Annotated in this window: 9 protein-coding genes; 2 read left to right on the plus strand and 7 right to left on the minus strand. The window is 60.3% G+C overall.

The genetic code is table 11. The features are described 5' to 3' along the window. Window positions 1-6 precede the first annotated feature (6 nt). Genes glgB through EDE09_RS02985 form a run of 3 tightly spaced genes read right to left on the minus strand, consistent with a single transcriptional unit; the run spans window position 7 to window position 8,789 of the window. Window positions 7-2,214 carry a 1,4-alpha-glucan branching protein GlgB gene (gene glgB, locus EDE09_RS02975; RefSeq protein WP_132408786.1) on the minus strand — a complete coding sequence of 736 codons (2,208 nt, stop codon included), beginning with the start codon at window positions 2,212-2,214 and terminating at the stop codon, window positions 7-9. Further along, a complete protein-coding gene (gene treS, locus EDE09_RS02980; RefSeq protein ID WP_132408788.1) occupies window positions 2,214-5,519 on the minus strand; it encodes a maltose alpha-D-glucosyltransferase in 3,306 nt (1,101 codons plus the stop codon). The genes glgB and treS overlap by 1 nt, the downstream gene beginning before the upstream one ends. Window positions 5,520-5,534: 15 nt before the next feature. After that, entirely contained in the window at window positions 5,535-8,789 is a 3,255-nt protein-coding gene (locus tag EDE09_RS02985) for a maltotransferase domain-containing protein (RefSeq protein ID WP_132408790.1), read from the minus strand. A 221-nt stretch (window positions 8,790-9,010) separates the two neighbouring features. Here EDE09_RS02985 and EDE09_RS02990 point away from each other — a divergent pair, with 221 nt between their 5' ends. Continuing rightward, window positions 9,011-10,012 carry a Gfo/Idh/MocA family oxidoreductase gene (locus EDE09_RS02990; protein ID WP_105373261.1) on the plus strand — a complete coding sequence of 334 codons (1,002 nt, stop codon included), beginning with the start codon at window positions 9,011-9,013 and terminating at the stop codon, window positions 10,010-10,012. Window positions 10,013-10,027: 15 nt separating this feature from the next. Here the strand turns inward: EDE09_RS02990 and ribB are convergent, their stop codons facing one another. From ribB to EDE09_RS03005, 3 genes are all read right to left on the minus strand, one after another. Then, window positions 10,028-11,128, minus strand: coding sequence for a 3,4-dihydroxy-2-butanone-4-phosphate synthase (ribB, locus tag EDE09_RS02995; RefSeq protein WP_105373260.1), 1,101 nt, complete (start codon window positions 11,126-11,128; stop codon window positions 10,028-10,030). 12 nt (window positions 11,129-11,140) lie between these two features. Further along, complete coding sequence (gene aroC / locus EDE09_RS03000; protein ID WP_105373259.1) at window positions 11,141-12,238, minus strand: chorismate synthase; 1,098 nt, start codon at window positions 12,236-12,238, stop codon at window positions 11,141-11,143. 129 nt (window positions 12,239-12,367) lie between these two features. Continuing rightward, the gene (locus EDE09_RS03005; RefSeq protein ID WP_132408926.1) at window positions 12,368-15,079 is read right to left on the minus strand and encodes an EAL domain-containing protein; all 2,712 of its coding nucleotides are present in this window, start codon (window positions 15,077-15,079) and stop codon (window positions 12,368-12,370) included. 390 nt (window positions 15,080-15,469) lie between these two features. Between EDE09_RS03005 and EDE09_RS03010 the strand changes: the two genes are divergently transcribed. Further along, window positions 15,470-15,730: a DUF1344 domain-containing protein gene (locus tag EDE09_RS03010; protein WP_132408792.1), complete on the plus strand. Its 261-nt coding sequence runs from the start codon at window positions 15,470-15,472 to the stop codon at window positions 15,728-15,730. A gap of 47 nt (window positions 15,731-15,777) precedes the next feature. Here EDE09_RS03010 and EDE09_RS03015 read toward each other — a convergent pair whose 3' ends face one another. Then, on the minus strand, window positions 15,778-16,365 hold the full coding sequence (locus EDE09_RS03015; protein WP_105373256.1) for a histidine phosphatase family protein: 588 nt from the start codon (window positions 16,363-16,365) through the stop codon (window positions 15,778-15,780). Between the last annotated feature and the right edge of the window lie 9 nt (window positions 16,366-16,374).

Below are 16,374 nucleotides of genomic sequence, written 5' to 3' on the forward strand. Positions count from 1 at the left end.
GGCGCGTCAGCCTGTCCATCGCAAGAAGACGGTAGCGAGCGGCGGGAGCGTCAGAGAAATCGAAAATTCCTTTCCGTGTGAAGACTGCCTCTCTGTCCAGACTTCCGTCTGTCCCAGATTGGCGCCGCCGTAGAGGCCGGCATCCGTGTTGAGGATGACTTCCCAACGCCCCTCCGCTGGTACGCCGACCCGGTAGGCATGCCGAGGCACCGGCGTCATGTTCGACATCACCAGGATATAAGAAGATCTGTCCGCGGCGCTACGCAACATGCCGTAGATCGAGTTTTCCGAATCATCCGCAACGGCCCATTCGAAGCCTTCGTGGTGCAGGTCGCTGTACTGCAAAGCCGGTTCCTGCGCATAAACCCGGTTCAGGTCGGCGATCAATTTCTGAACACCCGCATGCTCGGGCCGATCAAGCAGGTCCCAATGAACCGAGCCGTCATGGCTCCACTCCGTTTCCTGGGCGATCTCGCATCCCATGAACAGCAGCTTCTTTCCGGGATGCCCCCACATGAAACCGTAGTAGGCGCGAAGATTCGCAAACTTCTGCCAATGGTCGCCCGGCATCTTTCCAAGCAGCGAACCTTTGCCATGCACCACTTCGTCGTGGGAAATGGGAAGCATGAAGCGTTCGGAATAGGCGTAAATCATCCCGAAGGTCATCGCGCCGTAATGATATTTGCGATAGACCGGATCATCCTGCATGTAATGCAGAGTGTCGTGCATCCAACCCATGTTCCACTTGAAGTCGAAGCCGAGGCCGCCGTCTTCCGGCTTCTTCGTGACGCCCGGCCAGGCTGTCGATTCTTCCGCTACGGTGAAGGCATGCGGGCAGCGATCATGGATGATGCTGTTCAGGTGCTTGAAGAATTCCACCGATTCCAAGTTTTCCCGGCCGCCGTATTTGTTGGGTATCCATTCGCCTTCGTTGCGGCTGTAGTCGCGGTAGAGCATGGATGCCACGGCATCCACGCGCAGCCCGTCCACGTGATAGTGTTCGAGCCACTCAAGTGCCGAGGCGATCAGGAAGCCCTTCACTTCGTTGCGGCCGAGATTGTAGATGAGGGTATTCCAGTCCTTGTGGAAGCCCTCGCGCGGATCCGCGTGCTCGTAAAGCGCAGTGCCGTCGAAGCGTGCGAGTCCCCAGACATCGGTAGGGAAATGCGCCGGAACCCAATCTAGGATGACCCCGATGCCGGCTTCGTGGCAACGGTCGATGAAATAGGCGAAATCTTCCGGAGTGCCGTAACGGCCGGTCGGGGCGAAGAGCCCAAGCGGCTGATATCCCCACGAGCCTCCGAACGGATGCTCCATGATTGGCAGCATTTCGATATGGGTGAAGCCGAGATTTCGCACGTATGGAACAAGACGTTGGCTGAGTTCGACCCAGTCCAACACCCGGTTGCTCTCTTCGCTGACCCTTACCCACGAACCGAGATGGACCTCGTAGACGGACATCGCGCCTTCACCGGAACGGTCGGCGCGGCGTGCCCTCATCCACTCATCGTCGGTCCAGCGGAAAGGCTTGGAGGATGCCACGATGGAGGCGGTGGAAGGTGCCGCTTCGCTGGCGCGCGCGACCGGATCTGCCTTTTGAGGCAGCAAATTGCCATGCGCGTCAATAAGCTCGAATTTATACCGTTCGCCGTGGGTCAGGCGCGGGATGAAAAGCTCCCAGACGCCAGCTTGGGGGCGAAGCCGCATCGGGTGACGGCGCCCGTCCCAGATATTGAAGTCGCCAACCACGGAGACGCGCTGGGCGTTGGGAGCCCAGACCGAAAACCGCACGCCCGCTGTACCCTCGATCTCCATCGGGATTGCGCCGAGCGTTCGCCCGAGGTCGTAATGCGTGCCCTGGCCGATCAGATGCAAGTCGAGATCGCCGAGCAGCAGGGGAAAAGAATAGGGGTCTTCTGTTTCCTGGACCGTGTCCGGCCAGGTGATGCGAAAGAAATACGGAGCTGTGCTGCCGGTGACGCCGGCAAACAACCCGCCTTCATGAATGGATTCGAGCTGCGCCAGTATTTTGCCGGTTGCCGCTTCTACAACCTCCACCGCCACGGCGCCGGGGAGCAGGACGCGGACAATCGTCAGGTCGCCATATTGGTGGCGGCCCAGAATGGAAAACGGGTCGCCATGCCGCCCTTCCACCAGGGCCTGCAAACCCTCGCGGACAGTGCCGATCATCAGGTCTGTACGCTCGTATCTCATCAGGGGTTCTCCAGAAGTCTTGACGCGATCGCCGAGAAGCCGGCAAGGGGAAGAGGCAGCCAGTGCGGGCGGCTGCGCACCTCGTACGCAATTTCATAGGCCGCCTTTTCGAGCAGGAAGAGGTTGAGAATGCTGTTGCGGGCCTCATCGGGAATCCGCAATGCATCAGATGCTTCGGTGGCGTCGAAATAGGCCCGCAGGAAGGCCGGTTCTGCCTTCTCCATAAAACGGGTGACGAGCGCATTGTGGCGGTGGTGGTCCACTTCGTTCACCACTTCCCGGTGGAGATCGGCGGAAGCGGCCAGATAGCTCAGCGAGCGCAGCAGGCCGGCGACGTCGCGCAGCGGGTTGGTCTTCGCGCGGCGGCCGGCAAGGTCCCGCGTCGGTTCGCCTTCGAAGTCGATGATGTAGGCGTCGCCTTCCGCCACGAGGATCTGCCCTAGATGGAAATCTCCGTGATTGCGCGTCATCACCGTGTCCTTGGCCGCTTCCGCCAAGTTTGCCGCCAGGTTCAGCAGCTCGTCCTTGCGTTCGAGCAACATCTTGGCTTCCCGCTGTGCCTCGCCCTCGAGCAGCTCTGCCTTTGCTTCGAGCAGCTCCAGGCTTTGAGAAATCTGGCGTGTTGCCGCCTCGCGCCATTGCAGCACGTCCTCATCCGTGGCTCTCACCGGCGTAAACGCTTCGTCATCGGTCTGCTGGGCCAGGACCACATGCAGCTCGCCAAGCCGTTTCCCGATCATGATCACGAAATCGATGAGCGGCTTGAAATAGTCGTCGGTGGCCTCGCCATCGAGACCGGTGACGACAATCTCGTCTATCACCCGGCGAAGATTGCCCAGCATCCAGTTCCAGGCATCACCTTGGTTGCGGATCGCGGCTTGAACGATGATCAGCGTGTACCGGTTGCCGTCCGGCGCGATCCGCGCCACCTCGCCAAGCAGTTGGGCAGTGTTTTTGTAGCCTGCGAGCGTGAGATATCGCGTCATCTCCACCTCCGGGTGAGTGCCGGGGAAGATGTGGCGGATGAGTTTCACCATCGCCATGTCGCCGAGGATGAGCGAACTGTTGGACTGCTCCGCTGAAAGCCAGTGGACCTGCATATCGTCGTTGACATTCACGCAGTCGAGATGGTCGGTTCCCAGGAACTCGAGCGTGCCGCCCCGGCCGGAAATCACCGCTCGCTCGCAAAGCCCCCGTATCACGCCGCGAGCCAGGGTCTCCATGGCAAAACCGTCTGTCAGGAAGCCGACGCGGCGGCCCTGGCGAATGCGGGCAAGGGCGAGTTGCTGCGCAAGTGCGCTGGGCTGGTTGTCGTCCCAGGAGACGGCCAGCGGCAAAAGATAGGTATCCTTGCGCCCTCCGAGATCGACCTCGAGTTCTCCGAGCAGGATATTGTTGGCGAAGGCGATCGGAGTTGCGGTCGTCAATCTAGCGGAGTGCAGGATCTCACCCTTCGAGCCGAACCAGCGGCGCTTGCCGAGATAGGGCGGCAACACGTCCTGCGACAGCGTGTTTGTCAGCCTTGGTTCGTCCATCAGCTCTTGCAGGTCGCGACGGATCACCATCGTTACCATGTCCTGCATCTGCTCGGGTGGCTCCGTTCGCCACACCGGCCCGTCAGCCTCGGTGGCGAGCTGGAACCAGAAGAAGCCATAGGGCGGCAGTGTCAGCAGGTAGGTCAGCTGGCCGATCGGAGGAAACGGCGACATGCCCGTCAGCTCGATCGGCACGCGGCCTGCAAATTGCGCGAGGTCGAGTTCGACCGCCTGCGGCAGCCGCGAGAGGTTGGCGACGCAGAGGATCGTCTCGCCGTCGTATTCGCGAAGGTAGGCGAGAATCTTGCGGTTTCCGGGTGACAGGAACCTTAAGGAGCCGCGGCCAAAAGCCATGTGCTTGTTGCGCAGCGCCAGCATCCGCCTCGTCCAGTTGAGAAGCGAATGGGCATCGGCTCCCTGCGCCTCGACATTCACCGCCTCATAACCGTAAAGCGGGTCCATGATCGGCGGCAGGACGAGCCGGGCGGGATCTGCCTTGGAGAAGCCGCCGTTGCGGTCCGGCGACCATTGCATCGGAGTGCGAACGCCGTCGCGGTCCCCCAGATAGATATTGTCGCCCATACCTATCTCGTCGCCATAATAGACGACCGGTGTGCCGGGCATCGACAGCAGAAGCCCGTTCATCAGTTCCACCCGACGGCGGTCCCGTTCCATCAGCGGCGAGAGCCGGCGTCGGATACCGAGGTTGATGCGGGCACGTCGGTCCGCGGCATAGATATTCCAGAGGTAGTCGCGCTCTTCGTCCGTCACCATTTCCAGCGTCAGCTCGTCATGGTTTCGAAGGAAGATGGCCCATTGGCAGTTCTCGGGTATTTCCGGAGTCTGCCGCATGATGTCGGTGATCGGGAAGCGGTCTTCCTTGGCGATCGCCATGTACATGCGGGGCATCAGCGGAAAATGGAAGGCCATGTGGCATTCGTCGCCGTCGCCGAAATATTCCCGCGTATCCTCCGGCCATTGGTTGGCCTCGGCGAGCAGCATCCTTCCGGGATGGGTGGAATCGAGTGCCGCGCGGATCTTTTTCAGGATTGTGTGGGTCTCCGGCAGGTTCTCGTTGATCGTGCCTTCGCGCTCGACGAGATATGGGATGGCATCCAGTCGGAAGCCGTCGATGCCGGTCTCGAGCCAGAAGCGCATAACGCCCAGCAGTTCCTCCAGCACCAGCGGGTTGTCGAAGTTCAGATCCGGCTGGTGCGAATAAAAGCGATGCCAATAATAGGCGCCGGCGACGGGGTCCCAGGTCCAGTTCGACTTTTCGGTATCGAGAAAGATGATCCGGGTTTCCGGGAATTTATGATCGGTGTCCGACCATACGTAGAAATCCCGTTCCGGCGATCCGGGCGGTGAATGCCGCGCCCGCTGGAACCACGGGTGCTGATCTGAGGTGTGGTTGATGACGAGTTCGATGACGACCCTGAGACCCCGTTGATGGGCGGCTTCGACGAACGCCGTGAACTCCTCTATCGTGCCGTAGTCGGGGCTGACATTGGTGTAGTCCGCGATATCGTAGCCGTCGTCTCGGCGTGGCGAGGGGAAGAAGGGTAGAAGCCAGATCGTGTTGGCGCCGAGCGATGCTATATGATCGAGCTTTTCGTGCAGCCCCTTGAAATCGCCGATGCCGTCGCCGTTGGCGTCGAAGAACGATTTGATGTGAAGCTGGTAGATGATCGCGTCCTTGTACCACAGTGGATCGGCCTCATGAGGATGAAGTTGGTTCTGCGATTGGCCGCGGCTGCCCGTCATATCCATCTTTTCGTTCCTCCCTTACCTCACGCGCCAGATCGCAAACGGCAGGCCGTGATGCGGATCGAGCCGGATGCGCTGGACCTTCCCGGTCAATGTGAATTTCTGGCCGGTAATCAGATCTTCGACGTCAAGTGCGCCATGGTCCGGGAGGTTCCATGACCAGAGCGGAATTTCGACATCTGCCTCCTGGGCGTTATGAGGATCGAGGTTGACGGCAATCAGCAAAGCGTTCTCGCGCCCGGGGCTCGTCTTCTCATAGAACATGATGTTGTCGTTCCAGGCGGTGAGAAGTTGCAGACCGAGATGCGAATGGAGCGCAGGGTTCTCGCTTCTGATCCGGTTCAGCATGGTAATTTCGGACTTGATATTGCCCGGACGGTCATAGTCCCAGGCGCGGATTTCGTACTTTTCAGAGTCCGCGTATTCCTTGCGTTTGGCATCCGGCCGGCCTTCGCAGAGTTCGAAACCGTTATAGACACCCCAGAGCCCCGAAAGCGTCGCGGCGAGCGCTGCCCGGATCAGATAGGCAGGGCGCGGGGCGTTCTGCAGGAAGTCCGGGTTGATGTCGTGGGTGTTGACGAAGAAGTGCGGCCGGAAGAAATCCTTCGGCTCTTCTGTGGTGATCTCGCGCATGTACTGCTCGAGTTCCCATTTGGCGTTCCGCCAGGTGAAGTAGGTGTAGGATTGCGAGAAGCCGATCTTCGCCAGCCGGTACATGACTTTCGGCTTGGTAAAGGCTTCCGAGAGAAACACGACCTCGGGATGCCGCGAGCGTATGTCGGCGATCAGCCACTCCCAGAAGGGGAAGGGTTTCGTGTGGGGATTGTCGACCCGGAACAGCTTGACGCCATTGTCGACCCACTTCTGCACGACATCGCGCAGTTCGACCCACAGGGAAGGGATCGCATTGCTGGCGTAGAAATCGACATTGACGATGTCTTCGTATTTCTTGGGCGGGTTTTCGGCATATCGGATCGTGCCGTCCGGCCTCCAATCGAACCACCCGGGATGTTGCTTCAGCCAGGGATGATCGGGCGAGCACTGGATAGCCAGATCGAGCGCGATCTCTAAGCCTTCGCCCTCGGCGGCCTCGACCAGGCGGCGGAAATCGTCGAATGTACCAAGCTCGGGGTGTATTGCGTCGTGGCCGCCGGCATCCGAACCGATCGCATAGGGGCTGCCGGGATCATCCGGCCCGGCGTTCAAGCTGTTGTTCTTCCCTTTGCGGTTGGTCTTGCCGATCGGGTGGATCGGCGGAAAATAGAGAACATCGAAGCCCATCGCCCGGATTGCCGGCAGGCGGCGGATGACATCGTCGAAAGTACCGTGCCGGTTCGGATCGCCGCTCTGGGAGCGTGGGAAAACCTGATACCAGCTGGCAAAGGCTGCGGCGGTCCGTTCCGCATCGATGGGGATCACCTGCGAGCGGACGCGATGAGGCCGGCGGTCCGCCTCGGCCATTAGCTCGGCGGTCTCCGGCGCGAGCAGGATTTCGGTCCGCTGCTGGTCCTGAGCCGCCGTCAGCTTGTCGAAGAGGGCCTGCAGGCGGGATTTGACCTTGCCCTCTGCATAGTCGAGCGCGTCCAGAACGAGATTGATCCCTTCCTGGATTTCCAGCCGGAGATCCAGTCGAGCCTCATGTTTCTTGGTGAACTCGTAGCGGAAGATGGCGAAAGGATTGCGCCATCCCTCGATCGCAAATTCGTGCCGCCCAACGCGCTTTAAGGGGAATTCCGCCTGCCAGCGATCGTTGAGTATCAGTTGCATGGGCACCTGCTGCCATGCCGTATCGTCCGCGGCGCGCCAGAGCAGCGCCGCTGAAAGCGGATCGTGTCCATCGCCGAAAATATCGGCTTCCACCTTGACCGTTTCGCCGACCACCCGCTTCACCACAAAGCGGCCCTCGTCGACGCATGGCGTAATTTTCTCAATGGCAAGTCTTGGGGACGCCGCTGCCGTGTTGACATTCGGTGCGGGGGCCGCATCGATGATGGGTATGGACGCCCGTCCTTCGAAGACCCGCAGTTCTCCCGGCTTCAGCTTGAGCTGAGGGGCGAAGATTTCGTTCTCGTTTTCGCGCGATGTCAGCGGCAGGAAGGGGGCGGCGGCCTCTCGCAACACGTTGTATGGCGCGTTCGTGACCCGACGCAGGTCCCGGTTCAGAACCACGACCCTGATCCTCTCGGAGGTACGCGGATCCTCGCTGTCGGTCTGCAGCAGCGCGACGGCAGGCGCCTGGCTGGTGGAAATGAGCCTGAGCGGCTGGCGGGCAAAACCCGCGGCGGTCTTGTTTGTGCTTGCATTGGTCGCGCGGATCTCGCCCGAGAGATCGAAAGATCCTCGTTCCCGCAGCCCCCGCAGGCCGAGCCCGTCGCCGTGCATTGGATCCAGAGGAACCGCCGCGCCGTATTCGAAGCCCATGGGGATCATCAAGCCGCTGGCGAAGGTCGATGCCAGCTTCAGCGCCCGGATTGCCTTGCGCTGGAGTACCTCGCAGCTGTCCGTCCCGTGCGCCATGCGCTTGGCGAACGGAGCCTCGGGGAAGGTGATCTGATAACCGAGCTCCCGCTGGATCTGGTATTCGTCCATGATCCAGCGCTCTTCCAAATTCCACCACGCAAACGAGGAGAAGCTGCCGTCGAAACCGGTTCCCTGCAGAGCCTTGCGGTCCTCGAATGCACTGCCGGGCGTCCAGGCGAGGAAGGTGGTTTCCGGCGCGGTCTTGCGCGTTGAGAAGATGAGATCATACCAGGCTTCCGGAGCGATCCGGCCGATGCCAAGGCAGCGGAAGCCTGCAATCCCGATTTCCGCCAGCCAGGCAAGCCGGCTCCGCCAGTCTTCGATATGCCGGACTTCACTCAAAAAATCGATGCGGCGGCTGCAGCTTTCCTGCGGCGCGAGGCGCGGGTCTGCGATGACCGGCCTCGCCTCGTCGGCACCGACAGCCACGCGATCGATCACGACGTCGAGCATCAGCTTAATGTTGTTTTCGCGTGCGGCGGCAATGAGAGCCTTGAAGCCGTCTTCCGGTGATTGTCCGAGGCCCAGACGAGTATCCAGGCGACCGAAATCCTTCGTCACGAAGACGCTTGTATTCGCGCCCCGTTCGAATAAAGGCGCCGTCAGCACCGTGTCAAAGCCCAGATCCCGCGCATGGGCGAAGACTTCGCGCCACGCATCAAGCCCCTTTAGCATCAATGGGTGGACGTAGTAGATCTGGGGCGGCAACTGCGAGAGCGAGATTCGCGAAGCGAATTGGGGACGCGTATTCATCGGTGGGACCTCGCCGTGAAGGGTTTGCGGGGTCTAACTGCAAGGCAGGGCGGCTTGTTCCGCTAAAGTTGGCGTGATTGCCAACTTGCAAGCTTTTGCATGTCCGCATGTGGCTTCGTCGGGATAGACGCATGCCGCTAGAAAACTTGCGATGTTCCTGCTTCGCAAAAGCCGCCCGCCTCGATAAACAGGTCCGGAGGAAGCGCGCTGGGAGGCACGGGATGGCAAAGCTGAAAGTAGCGATGATCGGGCTTGGAATGGCAGCAGGCCATCATGCCCGCAGCCTGCTCGACCTCTCCGACAGGATCGAATGTGTCGCGGCCTATAGCCCTACCGCAGCAAGGCGGGAGGCTTTTGCTGCCCAGTACCCCATCCCGACCAGCGGTGATCTCGATGCGATCTTCGAGGATGCAAAAATCGAAGCCGTGCTGATCCTGACGCCGCCGAACACCCATCTCGAACTTGTCCGGCGTGCCGCTGCCGCAAAGAAGCATATTCTTCTCGAAAAGCCGCTCGATATCACGTTCGAAAGATCCGAAACGATCGTTCACATTGCCAAACAGGCCGGCGTCCTGTTCGGCGTGGTGCTGCAGAACCGGTTCCGTGCAGCGGTGCTGGCGCTCGACGAGATCGTCAAGAGCGGGCGGCTCGGACATTTGGTCGAAGCGTCTGCCGCGATCCGCAACTGGCGACCCCAAAGCTACTACGATGTGGAAGGGCGAGGTACGCGGGCGCGAGACGGGGGCGGTGTCTTGCTGACGCAGGGCATTCATACCATCGATTTGCTGTTGAGCTTTGCCGGCCTTCCCCAGGAGGTCGCATCCTTTGTGAGGACCAGCCCTATTCATTCCATGGAAACCGAAGATCTGGTTGCTGCCACCTTCTCATTTCAGGGCGGGGCGATCGGCACGTTGAACGCCACGACCTGCGCCTATCCCGGTCTGCCGGATCGCATCGAACTGATCGGCACCAAGGGAACGGCCGTCTTTTCAGGAGACACGCTTCAGGCAGCCTTCATGGATGGTACGCAGATTGCTGCTGGCGGAGACAATTCCGGCAGCGGTGCAGGGGCCAACCCAATGGCCTTCGGGCACGAATTGCATCGCGCCCTCATCGAAAATTTTTGCGACGCGATCCGTGATGGAGCCCGCCTGCGCGTCACAGGCGAGGACGCACTGAACGCTCATCGCTTTATCGAGGCGATCTTGGCCGCCGGGCGATAGCGGCAAGCTCTCCGTTCAGCAGATGATAGTCTCGGCGATCTTGATTCCGAACCCCTCGAGACCGACGTAATGGCGCTCGCTGCGGGTCAGAAGCTTGATCGAGGTGACGCCGAGGTCCTTGAGAATCTGGGCTCCCAGGCCGATTTCCAGCCATTCGCTTTCACGCGCTTGAGCTTCCGCATGGCCCTCCTGATCCTGCCGGAGCTTGCGGCCGTGGTCCTTCTGGCCGACGCCGACCGAACCTTCCCGGAGATAGATGATCACGCCGCGGCCTTCTTCTGCGATCTTCGCCATATAGGCGTCGAGCGGTCGCTGGGCACCGAATACGTCGCTGGCGACATTTTCGAGATGCAGGCGGACCGGAATTTCCTCGCCGTCACGGATGTCGCCGAAGATGATGGCGACATGCTGCATCGGGTCCCAGGGAAGCGAATAGGCATGCGCCTTCGCCTTGCCGTGAGGCGTGTCGATGTCGAACTTGGACTGCAGCTCGATCAGCGTTTCCTTGCGCTGGCGGTAGGCGATCAGATCCGCCACCGAGACCTGCTTGATGCCGTTCTTGACAGCGAAATCGGCAACCTGCTGGCCGCGCATCACGGTACCGTCGTCGTTGACCAGTTCTGAAATCACACCGACCGGCGGCAGGCCCGCGAGTCGGCAGAGATCGACAGCCGCTTCCGTATGGCCCGAACGCATCAGGACGCCGCCCTCCCGGGAGATGAGGGGGAAGATATGGCCGGGCCGCACGAAATCCGAAGGGCCGGCATTCGGGTTGGCGAGGTTGCGGACGGTGAGTGTCCTGTCGTCGGCGGAAATGCCGGTTGTCGTGCCGTGCTTGAAGTCGACGGTGACGGTAAATGCGGTCGTATGGGCGCTGTCGTTTTCCGCCACCATCGCGTTGAGGTTCAGGCGCTTGGCCTCCTCGCGCGGCATGGGGGCGCAGACGATACCGGAGGTGTGGCGCACGATGAAGGCCATTTTCTCCGGCGTGCAATGCACGGCCGCGACGATCAGGTCGCCTTCGTTCTCGCGATCGTCGTCATCCGTAACCACGACGATTTCCCCAGCCTCGAAGGCTCGGATGGCATCAACAACGCGTTTCTGGTCATAGGCCATGGGTGATTGTTCCTAAAGGGTCTGCCCGGTCTGGGCCCGATGGCGGAGGTAATGATCGGCGATCGCGCAGGCAACCATCGCTTCGCCGATCGGTACTGCACGAATGCCGACACACGGATCGTGCCGTCCCTTGGTGCGTACTTCGACATTGTTGCCGTCGGCATCGATTGATCGTCTTTCGGTGAGGATCGAGGAAGTTGGCTTGATGGCAAACCGGGCGATCAGGGGCTGTCCGGTCGAGATTCCCCCTAAAATTCCGCCCGCATGGTTGGAGAGAAATATCGGGTTTCCGTCGTTGCCCATGCGCATTTCGTCGGCATTTTCTTCGCCGGAGAGTTCGGCCGAAGCGAAACCCTCGCCGATTTCGACGCCCTTCACGGCGTTGATGGACATCAGGTAGCTTGCAATGTCCTGGTCGAGCTTGCCGTAGACCGGGGCACCGAGACCAGCTGGGACGCCTTCGGCGACGACTTCCACAACGGCACCGATCGATGAGCCGGCCTTGCGAACCGCATCGAGATATTCTTCCCATACGGGCACGATCTCCGCGTCCGGAGAAAAGAAGGGATTGCGGCCGACCTGGTCCCAATCCCAGTTCGCCCGGTTGATCTTGTGCTTGCCGATCTGGACGAGCGCGGCGCGGACGTTGGCGCCCGGCACCACCTTGCGCGCCAGTGCGCCCGCGGCAACGCGAGCCGCAGTTTCGCGGGCGGAGGAGCGGCCGCCGCCACGATAGTCGCGGATGCCGTATTTGACGTCATAGGTATAGTCTGCGTGCCCGGGGCGATAGCGCTGGGCGATCTCGCCATAATCCTTGGAGCGTTGGTCGGTGTTCTCGATCAGCATGGAGATCGGTGTGCCGGTCGAGATCATGGTCTCGCCGTCGGCATCCATCATCACACCGGAGAGCACTTTGACGATGTCATCTTCGCGTCGCTGTGTGACGAAACGCGACTGGCCGGGCTTGCGCTTGTCCATCCAGGCCTGGATTTCGGCATGGGTGAAGCGGAGACCGGGCGGGCAACCGTCCACGACGCAACCGAGCGCCGGACCGTGGCTTTCGCCCCAGGTGGTGACGCGGAAGAGGTGACCGAACGTATTGTGCGACATGGCAATGCGGAACCGTTTGTGGCGGAGTAGGCCCCCCGCCGACTTCTGACGCGGTTGTCATATGGAAAAGGGCGTCAGGCGACAAGCCTTTCTTGTTTGAACGGTTATCCAGCCGGGCTGGGGCGAGGTCTATGCCGCCGCTTTGCGCCAATTCGTGAGCGCCGCCTGAGTGAAATCGTTAAAGGAGAGCGGTCGCGAGAAGGCATAACCCTGCAGGAGATCGCAGCCCAGCTCGCGCAGCAGCGCGGCGTGCTGCATCGTTTCGATGCCTTCCGCCACCGTCTCGACCCCGAGCGACCGTGCGATATCGATGATCGAACGGACGAGCGCGCGTTCCTGCGGTGAATCGAGGATCGGCATGACGAGTTGCCGGTCGATCTTCAGGCGCTTCGGCTTCAGCTTCAAAAGGCTGACGATGGACGTATGACCGGTTCCGAAATCATCGATTTCAATGTCGATCCCGAGCTCCTTGATGCGCTTCAGGTTGTCGATGACGACGTCCTCACTTTCATCGAGGAAGATCGATTCCACCAGTTCGAAGGAAATCTCGCCGGGAATGATCTCCAAAGGCTTCAATCTGTCGATCAACCTCTCGTCGTGCAGGCGCTTGGAAGAGACGTTCACCGAGACCTTTGGAATCTTGAGGCCGCGGGCAATCCAGCGCAGTTTGTCCCTCATGGCGGTCTCGAGCACGATCTGGTCGAGCGTTGCCGAGACGTTCAAATCCTCTGCGATCTTTAAGAATTTGTCCGGAGCGAGGACCCCGTGATGGGGATGGTTCCACCGGATCAGCGCCTCGACGCCGACAAGCTCGTTGGTTTGCGCGTCGAACTGCGGCTGATACCAGCTTGTGAACTCGTCGTTGTCGATACCCGCAAGAACCTCATCAGCGGTGCGCTTGTGGCTGACGATCTCGGCCTGCAGGTTCTGAGTGAAGAATTCGTACCGGTTGCGGCCCAGACCCTTCGCCCGATAAAGCGCGAGGTCTGCGTTGACGAGAGTGCGGCGGGCGTCGACATTCATGCCGTTTGCCTGCGCAATGCCGATCGAAACGCCGCAGCGGCAGGAAAAGCCCTCGAAATCGATGGGCTGATGGAATTCGACAATGATCCGCTGTGCAAGCTGTGCCATCTCCTCGGCGCTCGCATTGTCGACCGCCAGGATGACGAATTCGTCGCCGCCGATGCGGGCCACAATATCCGTGCCGCGGACGTTGCGCGACAGGACGCGTGAAGCATGCACGAGCATGGCGTCGCCTGCCGCATGGCCGAGCGTATCGTTGATCTGCTTGAAACGGTCGAGATCGAGGTGCAGGAGCGAGAATTTCTGCCGTTCGGTCTGGCTCGCACGGGAGAGCCGGTCCAGCTCCATGTCAAGCTTGCGGCGGTTTGCAAGCAGCGTCAGCGGATCGTGCAGCGAATTGTGCTCGATACGGCTCTTGGCAAGCTCGAGTTCGGCGTTCTTGGCGTCGGCTTCATCCTTGGCGGCCTTGAGCTGCTGGGTGAGGATCGCGTCCTGGGTTACGTCGAAGGCGATGCCGACCATCTTCCGCGCCCCGTCGCGGGTGACATGCAATTTCCCGATGGACCGGATGTAGCGAGAGGATCCGTCGGGCTGCAGAACGCGGGCGACGAGCGGCGGGGGCTGCAACCCCTCGCTCAAATGATGCGATTCCTGTTTGGCACGTTCCCGATCGTCCGGGTGGAGGAGGTTGATCCATTGATCGCGATGGATGATCCCGTCGGTATAGGGAATGCTGTGCAACTGACACATACGGGCATCCCATATTTCCGTTTGCGTGACCGGATCGGACTCCCAGATGCCGCAGTTGTAGGAGGCGAGGGCGAGATCGAACCTGGTGGAGAGCTCCTCGAGCTCCTGCTCGCGGTTCGAAAGTTCATCGAGCGCGAGTTCCAGCTCCGCATTCTTGATGTCAGTATTTTCCTTGGCGCTCCTCAAGCGCTGCGACAGCTCCGTGAGGTTGAGTTCGCGCGCTTTCAGTATGGCGATGTGGCGATTGCGCTCCGAAATGAGCGACGCAGCGATGAATATCGGCACGATGACCATGCCTACCGCCAGAGCAATCCCAAGGCGGAAGCGCGACTGGTTCGGCGGTGTTATGTCCCAGCCGGAATGCGGGCTGGCAAGCATGGTCCAATTGGCACCCTTGAGGGGGATCGCCCATTCCATCGGGGATTGACCCTCGATGGAATCGTCGCCGTAGAAGGCGAAATATTCGGGCCTGTCGGCATCGCGAAGAACGACGTTCAGCCAATCCAGATTGAGGAGGTTCGTTCTAGCAATCGGATTTGGTGAAAAGGTCACGCCGGAGGCTTCGATGAAGCCTCTTTCCTCTATCAAAATGGCAATTGCGCCCCACAATCCCCCTCCGTCTTCGCTTTTCGGCACAGGCATGACCAGCGTCAGGTGGTCGTCCTGTGTTCCGCTCAGGAAAGACAGACGGCCGCGGCCGTCCACCGATTTCAGGCTGCTTGCAAGACGCGAAAGATCGACGCTACCGATTTTTCCCGATGCGCCGTTGACGATCCCGTCGCGGGTAATGACCTGGGTCAGTTCGAAATTAGGCGCGACCGCGACCGCAAAAAAGTGCCGCCCCTTTTTGAAAGCGTTGTCGATGTAGTGCTGGAACCGTTCGATCGAGCCTTGCGCATCCTCTTGCAGGACATGGACCAGGTGATCGGCGGCCAGGATGTCGGTCTCGGCCTGGGATGAAAAACGCTGGGCCAGCAGCGCCGCTGTCCTTTCGGTCGTCCCTCGCAGTTCGGTGCGGTAACTTTCGGTATGGCGCCCATCTATGATGATTGCGATCGCAATCACCATCAGGGCAATGACAAGTGCGATTGCAGCGGGAGCCTTCGGATGCCGAAAAAGGTGTAGAGTTTGAGAAGCGGAGGAACGCCGGAATTTCAATCGCCCGAACCCTTTTCGTTAACTTTTATGACTTGCGGGAAAAGCCTAACGGATGGGAGTTAATTTCCGATTGCCCCGGCTGCCCGCAAATTTGGAGGCGATTTCCGAGGTGAGCACGCGGGCCAAATCCGGGCGATACGGCTGCGCCGCCTTCGAACCGGCTGGAGCTCTTGAAAAGCGTTAACAATCAAGTCATTACTTATACCGAAAATGTCATGGTAGCGGGCGATTTTCGCCACAATCGGGAGGCTATCTGTGCGTCGTAACGAAACAACGTCGACCTCATCAAGGCCTAAACCCATGCGTATCCTGATTGCTGCTCTGCTTGCCACTGCAAGCATGTTTTCGCCCCTGAATGGCTGGGCGCAGAGCGCTGATGTCGAGGCGACGATCAAGACGGTGGATGTGAAGGCGCTGAGCCTGACACTGGATGACGGAAAGACCTACAAGGTGCCGGAGGAATTCAATTTCGAAGGCCTCAAAGCCGGCGTCAAAGTCCTTGTCTTCTTCACCGAAGTCGACGGTCACCGGATCGTGGACGATCTTGAGATCGTCCAGTAGTTCCTAAACCCTTTCGGGTGATCTGAGCCCATGCCGCCGCTTGCTGGTCAAAGCCATTCCAGGCGGCCGCAATCCCTGTCGATCCTGAGAATGCGATCCTGCGGCGTCGGCGCGGCTGCCGCGTCGTCTTCGGAAAGATTGCCGATCAGGCGGAAGAGCGAGCGGATGACGCCGCCATGGCTAATGCATACCGTCGGTCTTTCAACCGCCTGCAGCCAGGCGCCGATGCGCCAGCAGAGGATTTCGTAGCTTTCGGCGAATTCCCCCGGCGGAATAAAGCTCCACTTTTCCTGTGCCCGGGCCATCAGGCGGTCCGGCGACATCAGGCTGATTTCCGCCAGCGTATGGCCCTCCCAATCGCCGAAGGAGAGTTCCTTCAGCCGCTCGTCGATCAGATAAGCGTTCGGATCAAGGCCCATGGCGGCGCGAAGCCGCTCCATGGTTTCGCGTGTTCGCGACAAAGGGCTGGCGATGAAAGCGAAATCTTCCGCTCTCCCGATCAGTTCCCGAAGCTTTTCGCCATTCCGGCTGGCTTGCGCCCGGCCAAGCGCGTTGAGCGGAATATCCCGCTGTCCCTGCAGACGCCCTTCGGCGTTCCAGTCCGTCTGCCCGTGGCGGATCATGTAGATAAGCACGGCAGACGT

The organism is Neorhizobium sp. S3-V5DH (genome assembly GCF_004343065.1).
Lineage (GTDB): Bacteria > Pseudomonadota > Alphaproteobacteria > Rhizobiales > Rhizobiaceae > Neorhizobium > Neorhizobium huautlense.